The sequence below is a fragment of the Phocaeicola sp. RTP21198st1_B8_RTP21198_201120 genome (assembly GCF_040929485.1).
Taxonomy (GTDB): Bacteria; Bacteroidota; Bacteroidia; order Bacteroidales; family Bacteroidaceae; genus Phocaeicola; species Phocaeicola dorei.
Genome location: NZ_JBCOCI010000110.1, coordinates 1 through 10,387, shown reverse-complemented (window position 1 = coordinate 10,387; position 10,387 = coordinate 1). Strand labels below are relative to the sequence as shown.

Genomic DNA, 10,387 nt, shown 5'->3' with positions numbered 1-10,387 from the left:
CAATTAGATAAAAACCTGGCAGAAGTGAACTCGCTCTCCAAATCTATCGGGCAACTGATGAAAGAAGGAAAGAAAGAAGATGCTGAAACCGCTAAAACACGTGTAGCCGAAATCAAAGAAACCAGCAAAGCTTTACAAGCAGAAATGGACAAAGCACAGGAAGACATGACCAACCTGCTTTACACCATTCCTAATGTTCCTTACGACAGTGTGCCCGAAGGTGTAAGCGCTGAAGACAATGTGGTGGAAAAAATGGGCGGTATGGAAACCGAACTCCCCAAGAATGCACTTCCTCATTGGGAACTTGCCAAAAAATACGACTTGATAGATTTTGAACTAGGCGTGAAAATCACAGGGGCAGGTTTTCCTGTATATAAAGGTAAAGGAGCACGTCTTCAACGCGCATTAATCAATTTCTTCCTGGATGAAGCCCGCGCTTCCGGTTACGAAGAAATCATGCCACCGACGGTAGTAAACACTGCATCAGGTTACGGAACAGGACAACTTCCCGACAAAGAAGGACAAATGTATCATTGCGAAGTAGATGATTTGTACTTAATTCCAACTGCAGAAGTTCCTGTAACCAATATTTATCGTGACGTGATTTTGGACGAAAAACAATTGCCTATCAAGAATTGTGCATACACTCAATGTTTCCGTCGTGAAGCCGGATCTTACGGCAAAGACGTACGTGGCTTGAACCGTTTGCACGAATTCTCAAAAGTAGAACTGGTACGCATTGACAAACCCGAACATTCCAAACAGTCACATCAGGAAATGTTGGACCATGTAGAAGGTCTATTGAAGAAATTAGAGCTCCCCTATCGCATTCTCCGCCTTTGTGGTGGTGATATGAGTTTTACAGCTGCACTTTGCTTTGACTTTGAGGTTTACTCGGAAGCACAACAACGTTGGCTGGAAGTAAGTTCTGTATCCAATTTCGATACGTATCAGGCTAATCGCCTGAAATGCCGTTACCGTTCTGCCGAAAAGAAAACAGAATTATGCCATACTTTGAACGGTTCCGCACTAGCTTTGCCGCGTATTGTTGCAGCCTTATTAGAAAATAACCAGACTCCGGAAGGTATCCGCATCCCTAAAGCATTAGTTCCTTATTGCGGATTCGAGATGATTGACTAATAACAGCTAATTACATATATTGAATGCCATTCTGAGTATTGTTCAGAATCCGATCTTTCCCGACAGATTCTGTCTTGTATGCAGAATGACATTCTTTTTTATTATTTCAACCTGATTACTAACCATTTAACCTATTATTATGAATACTTCACAGAAAAATTTCATGGTACCTCTTGCCTTTGTAGGCATGATGTTTTTTGCAATTGGTTTTGCATTGGGCATTAACTCTTTCCTGATGCCGGTATTAGAACGGTCAATGGAAATGTCGGCTTCAGAATCCAATCTTCTGCTTGCCGCCACGTTTGTTCCATTCCTAATTTTTGGCATACCGGCCACCAAATGTATTGAAGCCATCGGTTACAAAAAAACAATGGCTCTTTCATTCATCATTTTCGCTATCGCTTTTGGACTATTCATCCAAGCAGCTGCTACAGAATCTATTGTATGGTTTCTTTTCGCCTCATTCATCTGTGGTGCCGCCAATGCAGTACTCCAAGCTTCAGTAAATCCATATGTAACTATTCTTGGACCTATAGAGTCTGCCGCAAAACGTATTTCCATCATGGGTATTTGCAACAAACTGGCTTGGCCTGCTACTACTCTTTTTATTACCTTAGTAATCGGCAAAACCATAGACCAAATTAAAATGGAGGATTTGTTCCAGCCATTTGGTATCATTATCGGTATTTTCGTTGTATTAGGCATTATCGCCTTAATGGCTCCGTTGCCTGAAGTAAAAGCTGCCGGAGAGGATGCCACCACAGATGCGGAAGAAGCGGTTGCCTGTCCTTATGCAGAAGGTAAAACTTCTATCATGCAATTTCCTCACTTGCTATTAGGAGTAATTGCTCTTTTCCTTTATGTAGGTGTGGAAACCATAGCCTTGGCAACTGCAACCGGATATGCCAAAGCATTGGAGCTGCCGGGTGACAATTACGGATTTATCCCTTCCATCGGTATGGTAGTAGGATACATTTGCGGCGCAACCTTAATCCCTAAATATCTGAGCCAGGCTACCGCAATGAAAATATGTGCCATCATAGCCATCATTGGTTCTGCACTAGTAGCGACCATGCCGGCTGAAATTTCAGTCTACTGCATATTCTTTATGGCATTAGGATGCTCATTAATGTGGCCCGCATTATGGCCTCTCGCAATGGCGGATCTCGGCAAATTCACCAAAGCCGGCTCTTCATTGCTAACCATGGCCATTGCCGGTGGAGCGGTTATGCCATGGGTGCGCGGTGTAGTTCAAGATGCAACTAGTTTCCAGACCTCCTATTGGATCTGTGTTCCCTGTTTCCTTTTCATTCTATATTATGGAATGATAGGATATAAAATCAGAACAAAGAAATAATCCTTTTTTCACATTAAAAACGAACTGCCGGCAAAATCAAAAACAGATTTATCATGATAGGCTCCAGCCGCCCCTCACAAAAGGGCGGCTTTTCTTTTGTCTTTAAAAAATATAATCCTACCTTTGCATAAATTATCAATTTGACAATCAACTCAGAAAAATAACTAACTTACAGTATAGCAAAATGAATAAGATTATTTCAAAAGAACATTTCTCGGAAAAGGTCTTTAAATTGGTTATAGAAGCACCTCTGATTGCTAAGTCGCGTAAGGCCGGACATTTCGTAATTGTTCGTGTCGGTGAAAAAGGAGAACGTATGCCACTTACTATCGCCGGTGCCGATCCCGTAAAAGGTACCATCACACTAGTAGTACAGGAAGTTGGTCTTTCTTCTACACGACTTTGTGAATTGAACGAAGGAGATTATATTACAGATGTTGTTGGTCCGCTGGGTAAAGCCACCCACATTGAAAATTTCGGAACTGTAGTCTGTGCCGGAGGAGGAGTAGGCGTTGCTCCGATGCTTCCTATCGTACAGGCTTTGAAAGCTGCCGGCAACCGTGTAATTACCGTATTGGCCGGACGTACCAAAGAATTAATTATCCTTGAGAAAGAAATGCGTGAAAGTTCTGATGAAGTAATCATTATGACAGACGACGGCTCATACGGGCATAAAGGATTAGTGACTGAAGGTGTGGAGGAAGTAATCAAACGTGAAACAGTAAACAAATGTTTCGCCATCGGTCCTGCCATCATGATGAAATTCGTTTGCCTGCTGACTAAAAAATATGAAATACCCACAGACGTTTCTCTGAACACCATTATGGTGGATGGAACCGGCATGTGTGGTGCCTGCCGTATCACTGTAGGAGGCAAAACACGTTTTGTTTGTGTTGACGGTCCGGAATTCGACGGCCATCAAGTAGATTTTGACGAAATGCTGAAACGCATGGGAGCTTTCAAAGATATTGAAAAAGAAGAAATTCACAAACTAGACACCGAAAAGCCAATGACTTGTGAAGCGACTAAAGAACTGGATGGCCGGGATGCCGAATGGCGTGCAAGCTTACGTAAAGCCATGAAGCCTAAAGAACGAATGGCTATCCCTCGTGTAAAAATGAACGAATTGGATGCAGAATACCGTTCACATAGCCGTAAGGAAGAAGTCAATCTAGGCTTGAGCGAAGAGCAAGCTGTAACGGAAGCAAAACGTTGTTTGGACTGCCCCAACCCTACTTGTATGAACGGATGCCCCGTAGGAATCAATATCCCGAAATTCATCAAAAATATAGAACGCGGTGAATTCCTTGAAGCTGCCAAAACCTTAAAAGCAACCAGTGCATTACCTGCTGTCTGCGGGCGTGTATGTCCTCAAGAAAAACAGTGTGAATCACAATGCACTCATCTGAAAGCCGGACACGAAGCCGTTGCCATAGGCTATTTGGAACGTTTTGCTGCTGATTACGAACGTGAAAGCGGTCAAATATCCGTACCGGAAGTAGCGGAAAAGAACAATATAAAAGTAGCTGTTATCGGTTCAGGTCCTGCCGGACTCTCATTTGCCGGAGATATGGCTAAACAGGGATACGATGTCACTGTATTCGAAGCTTTACATGAAATAGGGGGCGTATTAAAATATGGTATCCCCGAATTCCGCCTACCAAATAAGATTGTAGATGTAGAAATTGACAATTTATCCAAGATGGGTGTCAAATTCATGAAGGACTGCATCGTAGGAAAGACAATCAGTGTGGAAGACTTGGAAGCAGAAGATTTCAAAGGTATATTTGTAGCATCAGGTGCCGGGCTCCCCAACTTCATGAATATCCCGGGTGAAAATTCTATCAATATCATGTCTTCCAACGAATATCTGACCCGTGTAAATCTAATGGATGCAGCCAGCGAGGATTCGGATACTCCTGTAACATTCGGCAAACGCGTAGCAGTAATCGGCGGTGGTAACACAGCTATGGACTCTGTCCGCACAGCACGCCGCTTAGGAGCAGAACGCGCAATGATTATTTATCGCCGTTCGGAAGAAGAAATGCCTGCCCGTCTGGAGGAAGTGAAACATGCTAAAGAAGAAGGTGTGGAATTCCTGACTCTGCATAACCCCATAGAATATATTGCCGATGAAAAGGGGCGTGTGAAACAAGTCGTTTTACAGAAAATGGAATTAGGCGAACCAGATGCTTCCGGCCGTCGCAGTCCGATAGCTATTCCAGGAGCAACAGAAACCATTGACATCGATATGGCAATAGTCAGCGTAGGCGTCTCCCCTAACCCGATTGTTCCCAGTTCCATCCCGGGATTGGAATTGGGACGCAAAGGAACAATTGCCGTAAATGAAAATATGCAATCGTCAATCCCGACTATTTATGCCGGTGGCGATATTGTGCGTGGTGGAGCTACAGTTATCCTTGCAATGGGTGACGGACGTAAAGCAGCTGCTTCCATGCATGCACAACTCTCCTCCAAATAAATATTATCATTTTCACTAATTTAGCCCGTTATTAAAAATTAACGGGCTATTTTTATTCTATACCGAAAATAAATCACACAGACAGAATGGACCCCATAAATCCATATAGACCTATATCGCCTATCTGACCAATGTACTGACATCAATTGAAATACATACCATGAATATGAACTCTGTCACTATATCTGGAGATAAAATACAAAACTTTATTACCAAATATTGAGGTAACTATCTAAATGTCTATATGAAGTGTGCTCCATAACAACAAAAGAGGTGTAAACGAATCCTTTTATTAACCAAATAAAATTTAAAATATTCACATTATAAACAATTAATAACTCAAATTTAACCAGCATTAAACTCACTCCAGATTACTTTTGTTACCAATTATAATCATAAAGAAAAAACGAATGACCCAGAGGGTAAATTTTAGCATATTATTCTGCACTATCAGTATACTGACAGCACAAGCACAATGGAACAAACAGGACTCGATTCGTTTACAGGAGCTATTGAATGGAGATGGAGAACTAAAAATTAACACAGAAGCCGTAAAGTCTATCCATTTCGACTTTAAATCGGACAAAGACAATATAAAAGGTACTCCATTCATGTCCGAAGACAAACCGTGGATGAAGTTTCTGAAAGACTTGCCTAAAAACTTCGGCGACACAACCAAATGGGTACGCCCTAACTTTGTGCGTCTTACTCCCTACACTCCTTACACCACATGGCATGAAGATCCGGTTAATGATCCCATTTTCTTGAAAAGAAAAGACTCTCTGACAATGTCATGGAAACTAAATATCAAACTGATTCCCGGTTTGCGAAACGGCTATGTAATATTACCTGCCGGCATGGATCAAACGGTAACTCCCAGTAATAACCCATTAATAGGAGGACTGGATGCCGACAATTTTCTGTATGAATCTTTAACCAAACGAGGACGTGCCATCCGACGTAATCGTAATCGTGCCAAAGGTTGGAAAATCTATCAAAGTTACGTACCAACCCGACAGGATTCTATCTTGTTTCCTAGAATCAGCAAAGTATCTGAACAAGATTCATTGCCCAAACAAGACACTTTGCTTATCAAAAAGGATTCAGCAATTATTAACCAAAACTCATTACTTCTTAAAGACAAAATAAACGGCAAGGACCAGACAAAGAAAAGCCGCTAAATGATTCCACTTCAGTTCTGTTTTAAATGCCCAAACAGAAAATAATGTAAATACAGCCAATGTGATAACTTCTTGAATCACCTTGAGTTGCATAATATCAAACGGTCCTCCACTATCTTTAAACCCAAGACGATTGGCAGGAACCTGAAGACAATATTCAAAAAAAGCAATTGCCCAACTAAATGCAATCACACCAATCAACGGAAGGGCTGCAAACCAACTAAACTCTTGTCGCATTTTTAAATGACCATACCAAGCAAACGTCATAAAGACATTTGAAAAAATCAGCAATATTACTGAATAAATACCATGAGACAACATATATTTTAATCTATTTTTTATCCGGAAACAATCTGCCTATAATATCCATTACGCTTTTAACAATTGCATATCAACAAGCATTTTTGGAGTGCAAAGATAATGGAAATAATCGAATTAAGAATAATACAATGAGTTATTGCCGTAACAAACATGTTTTATTTCCAATGAACAAAAAAGCAACCAACTCCACTCTTTCAATCTGCTATTTGTTAAGAAAAAAGTTTGTTTGCTAAACCATGTTATAACAAGCGTTTTTTTATTTCTAAAATTTGGAACTATCTCAAGAATACGTACCTTTGCATTGTGTTTTTCATAGTATTAGATTTAAGGTTAACAAAAGATTGGCTGTCTGGGAAGATAGCCTTTTTTATTTTCTCCTTGCCTAGTCCCCCAAATAGTGTTACAGCTAAAAATGCAACAAAATGAAAAAGGCAGAAACAAAGAAGAATCACTTGTAAAAATAGGGGGAGTATAACAGGACAATGTTTTTCCCACATCAGAAAACATGTTTTTTACACGTACGCCCCATATAGTTATACGTACGTACAAACTCATGCGGACGTATATGAAATCTTATATGTCCAGAATAAAATTCCACATCAAAGATAAGGACGTTTTTTAAAAAGATCAAGAGCTTTTCAAAAAAGATAACCGCCTTTTAAAAAAAGAAAAGGAGCTTTTACCGAAACGTCTTGATCTTTTTTACCGTTGCCAAGACTTTGTAAGCCATTATTCTATGGAAGTACAAACCCCTTATGCACACTTCTTGCGAGAAAAAAGCCTGAAAACACCCTACTTCCTATCAAGCCTGGAATAGCCTATAAAAAATAGATATAACTGAGGACAAGCATGTTACACGAAAATATGTTTCAGAACGTTATGAGAGCATGAGAGCATAAGTGAGAACAAATATTTTTACCATCTGCATATAAGTTGTTTATAATTAGCCTGTTATACATGCAGTGATGGCATGAGGACATAAACACCCGAACTTCCTAATAAGTACGTCAAGAACATTTCCGGAAGTTATCAGAGAACAAAACGATCCTTTAAGAACCAAAATCCTCCCCACAATTTTGCAAATAAACCTCAAACAGACCGAAAGAATTGCTTTTTAAAAAACTTATTTTTCAATTGAAAGGACAGAGGAGCACTCTTTACAAGGCAAAGTTGTTTAAAAAGAAAGATAAAGAGTTGCTCGCAAATCAGGTTTTTCTAGCTTGCTCAAGAACTTTCTATTTATCATAAACTTCAAACTTTATTAAATCATTAAACCATTTCTACCCATATTTGTCATTTAGTAAACAATAAATAGATTAGATTATGGAAAAAATTATTGAGAGAAATGTCCCTATCGCAGAAGAGAATGTAACATTGTCAGGACAACCGGCAACGAATATGTTCGAAGACTGGGGTGAGGACATAACTGAAACAGATCTTTTGCATGAAGAAAAAGATAAAGGATTCTCCCCCAAAAAGAATCCCCAAAAACTGATGAAAGAAATGGATCAAATAGTGCAGGATGACATTAAAAACATTCATTAATAACCATTCATCCAATCCCCTTTATTATTTTACATTTGTCCTAGACTTGTATACGAAAATCACTTGACGAAAAGAGTATAAGGACAACTGAATACAAATAAATTGGAAACAGCTGCCATAAAAAACAGTTGTTTCCAATTTCAATTATGAACAAAATCTCTATGACGACAAATTAATTAAGATAACAACACAAGTCTTGATGCCATCCTATTGGAGCGTTATTCACCTCAGTAGGGGTGAAATGATTTATCGCAATCACATTCCTCACCCCACGTACTATATCTTTTGTAAACAACGCTGCAAGTCCTAATCCCATTCCCCATACTAACACAATAAAAAACTTTCTCATATCCTAATATATTTAAATGGTTATTCTTATGATAAAGAGAAAACAATTCCTATGCCAAAACCAGACTGGTATTGATTATCAATCAAATACATTAAGAACAAACTATTTTCAAAGAAAAAGGTCCACATTTTCATTGTAGAATATTTCTACACTTTCCCCAACAAATCAGACATGTATGTGCATCACCTTGTATCCGGCACAACAAACAACAGGAAGGATACCTTTGTAACATTCTTCCCCATCTAAATACATTGATAATATTGATAGTTGGTTAGCTGCACACAAGTACAAACAACTAACTATAAGCAGTCTCGTTATAATCCCCCAACAACAAAACAGCCATATCAACTATAAATCGTGTTCATTCATCCCAGGCAACAGTTCTTCCTGAATATTTGTCATGCTTCTCCACAAACTATAACTATAACACATAACACACTAATTATTAATCATTTATATATACATATTTTAAACTGCACACCAATTGCACACTTTTATATTTTTGTTCTATGAATAAATATCTTTATTTAGCTACAAAATAAATAAAAAAATCGATTTTTAAACAGTAAACTTCAAGAGTTATAAAGGGAACATGATAGAATACTATGTTTATCAAGAGCACAAAAGCAAACTTAGTGAAGTATCGATGCGTTTTGAAGTGAAGGAAATCCCCAGAAGAACAGGAAAAGGCAACTTATTGGGTCGCCTTGCTTTTATCGTACATTAGTTTCGTTTGAAATCCTTTAGTTATCTCGTTATCCGAATCAACTTCTTTCGACAAGACCCAAATAATAATTGGGCTTCCGTCTATCTGGTCATAACGGTTATACACCTGCTCCAACTGCCAACCAAGTTTAGACATAAAATTCATAGCTGAAACCATTGTGCGAAACTTTATCTCTTTTCCATTTTCATCCACGAACTTGTTGTCTTTCAAATCTTTCTGACCAAAATCAATTCTTACACTGACAATTCCTTTCTTTAGTGAGTTTTCATCACCGATAAGATTACAGTATGCCTTATATGGCTTCTGAGCAAATAATGAAACACTTACGAAAATAAGAAAAGAAGCTAATAAAAGTCTATTCATAACATGATTGATAAAAGTTTGTGTACAAAAATAAGAAATCAAACAAGAACATCAAAAAAAGACACAAGAAAAAAGCCCCGGCCATTATAGCCGGAGCAGTCCAATTTATAAATTTAAAGTCTTATGATGAAGATTGTCTGTTGCGCCAATATTTTTGTACTATCAACATAACGACAATCAAAACGGTTACACAAACACAGGCAAAACCGATTTGTTCAGGCAACGTGGATTCTTTTTTATCCTTTATGCTTTCTGACCGCTTTTCCTCATGAATATCGGAAGTAATATCCTTGTCGGCTTTTATCTCCGTACTGTCATTGACTACAGTTTCCTTCTTTTCATTCTTATTGAAATCACCTTCCACATGACCGTCAGCCAATAACGGAGGTTTCCCAGTCAGGCTATCGGGCGATTTTCGGGTATCATAAACTCGAAAATCAATCACATAGCTGCCATTAGTGCTTATCAGCTCTCTTAAAGAAGTAGTAGAACCATGTACGATATTGACCGATTCATTGGCACTGTCCTTCCTGATTACTTCTGTGTCTGAATTGACAGATTTATACGAGCTGCCACATGATCCGAACAGCAGGAACAGACACATGAAAGGAGCCAGCAATATATGCCGGCTTACCCAGTTCATAACTCTAACCAACATAAGAGATATCATTTATGCGGTTCATCCACCCTCTCTTAAATTTATTATTGGTCGGACGCTGACGACAAATATTTTCGATGAAATCAAACCGTGCAATCTTGATCTGATCAAACAGTTCACGAGGGTTTTGCCTGTTTATTGCTTCAAGCGTTTTAGGTCCGACAATGCCATCAGGAATCACGCCAATCAAATCCTGCGGTATTTTGATACCGTGCACTCCGCTTGCCCAGATCCAATCGACAAGGATATCAGCTATGGATTGGG

The 10,387-nt window shown here is 39.1% G+C and carries 10 protein-coding genes; 5 read left to right on the top strand and 5 right to left on the bottom strand.

The genetic code is table 11. The features are described from left to right. The 4 genes from serS to AB5935_RS22135 form a co-directional block, all read left to right on the top strand. A partial coding sequence (serS, locus tag AB5935_RS22150; RefSeq protein ID WP_368327573.1) for a serine--tRNA ligase occupies positions 1-1,140 on the top strand: 1,140 nt, incomplete at its 5' end. A 139-nt stretch (positions 1,141-1,279) separates the two neighbouring features. Then, positions 1,280-2,497 carry an MFS transporter gene (locus tag AB5935_RS22145; RefSeq protein WP_007844414.1) on the top strand — a complete coding sequence of 406 codons (1,218 nt, stop codon included), beginning with the start codon at positions 1,280-1,282 and terminating at the stop codon, positions 2,495-2,497. 184 nt (positions 2,498-2,681) lie between these two features. Beyond that, the gene (locus tag AB5935_RS22140) at positions 2,682-4,979 is read left to right on the top strand and encodes a bifunctional dihydroorotate dehydrogenase B NAD binding subunit/NADPH-dependent glutamate synthase (protein WP_038609863.1); all 2,298 of its coding nucleotides are present in this window, start codon (positions 2,682-2,684) and stop codon (positions 4,977-4,979) included. Between the two features lie 410 nt (positions 4,980-5,389). Further along, complete coding sequence (locus AB5935_RS22135; protein WP_007833518.1) at positions 5,390-6,160, top strand: DUF4858 domain-containing protein; 771 nt, start codon at positions 5,390-5,392, stop codon at positions 6,158-6,160. Here AB5935_RS22135 and AB5935_RS22130 read toward each other — a convergent pair. Continuing rightward, complete coding sequence (locus AB5935_RS22130) at positions 6,107-6,481, bottom strand: DMT family protein (RefSeq protein WP_005851774.1); 375 nt, start codon at positions 6,479-6,481, stop codon at positions 6,107-6,109. The two genes, AB5935_RS22135 and AB5935_RS22130, sit on opposite strands and share 54 nt — an antisense overlap. A gap of 1,323 nt (positions 6,482-7,804) precedes the next feature. On the opposite strand from AB5935_RS22130, the gene AB5935_RS22125 reads away from it, so the two are divergent. Then, positions 7,805-8,026, top strand: coding sequence for a hypothetical protein (locus tag AB5935_RS22125; RefSeq protein WP_007833513.1), 222 nt, complete (start codon positions 7,805-7,807; stop codon positions 8,024-8,026). 172 nt (positions 8,027-8,198) lie between these two features. Here the strand turns inward: AB5935_RS22125 and AB5935_RS22120 are convergent, their stop codons facing one another. From AB5935_RS22120 to AB5935_RS22105, 4 genes are all read right to left on the bottom strand, one after another. Next, positions 8,199-8,375: a hypothetical protein gene (locus AB5935_RS22120; RefSeq protein WP_007833511.1), complete on the bottom strand. Its 177-nt coding sequence runs from the start codon at positions 8,373-8,375 to the stop codon at positions 8,199-8,201. Positions 8,376-9,069: 694 nt separating this feature from the next. Continuing rightward, positions 9,070-9,465 (bottom strand): hypothetical protein, encoded by a 396-nt coding sequence (locus AB5935_RS22115; protein WP_008656209.1) that lies wholly within the window; start codon positions 9,463-9,465, stop codon positions 9,070-9,072. A gap of 121 nt (positions 9,466-9,586) precedes the next feature. Continuing rightward, positions 9,587-10,123, bottom strand: a complete 537-nt coding sequence (locus tag AB5935_RS22110) for a hypothetical protein (RefSeq protein WP_038609866.1) — start codon at positions 10,121-10,123, stop codon at positions 9,587-9,589. Continuing rightward, positions 10,113-10,387: putative peptidoglycan-binding domain-containing protein (locus tag AB5935_RS22105; RefSeq protein WP_368327572.1), on the bottom strand; the 275-nt coding region annotated here is incomplete at its 5' end. The genes AB5935_RS22105 and AB5935_RS22110, both read right to left, overlap by 11 nt.

Coding starts and splice junctions, on each gene's coding strand:
- AB5935_RS22145 (WP_007844414.1), top strand. CDS start 1,280: ATGAATACTTCACAGAAAAATTTCATGGTACCTCTTGCCTTTGTAGGC.
- AB5935_RS22140 (WP_038609863.1), top strand. CDS start 2,682: ATGAATAAGATTATTTCAAAAGAACATTTCTCGGAAAAGGTCTTTAAA.
- AB5935_RS22135 (WP_007833518.1), top strand. CDS start 5,390: ATGACCCAGAGGGTAAATTTTAGCATATTATTCTGCACTATCAGTATA.
- AB5935_RS22130 (WP_005851774.1), bottom strand. CDS start 6,481: ATGTTGTCTCATGGTATTTATTCAGTAATATTGCTGATTTTTTCAAAT.
- AB5935_RS22125 (WP_007833513.1), top strand. CDS start 7,805: ATGGAAAAAATTATTGAGAGAAATGTCCCTATCGCAGAAGAGAATGTA.
- AB5935_RS22120 (WP_007833511.1), bottom strand. CDS start 8,375: ATGAGAAAGTTTTTTATTGTGTTAGTATGGGGAATGGGATTAGGACTT.
- AB5935_RS22115 (WP_008656209.1), bottom strand. CDS start 9,465: ATGAATAGACTTTTATTAGCTTCTTTTCTTATTTTCGTAAGTGTTTCA.
- AB5935_RS22110 (WP_038609866.1), bottom strand. CDS start 10,123: ATGTTGGTTAGAGTTATGAACTGGGTAAGCCGGCATATATTGCTGGCT.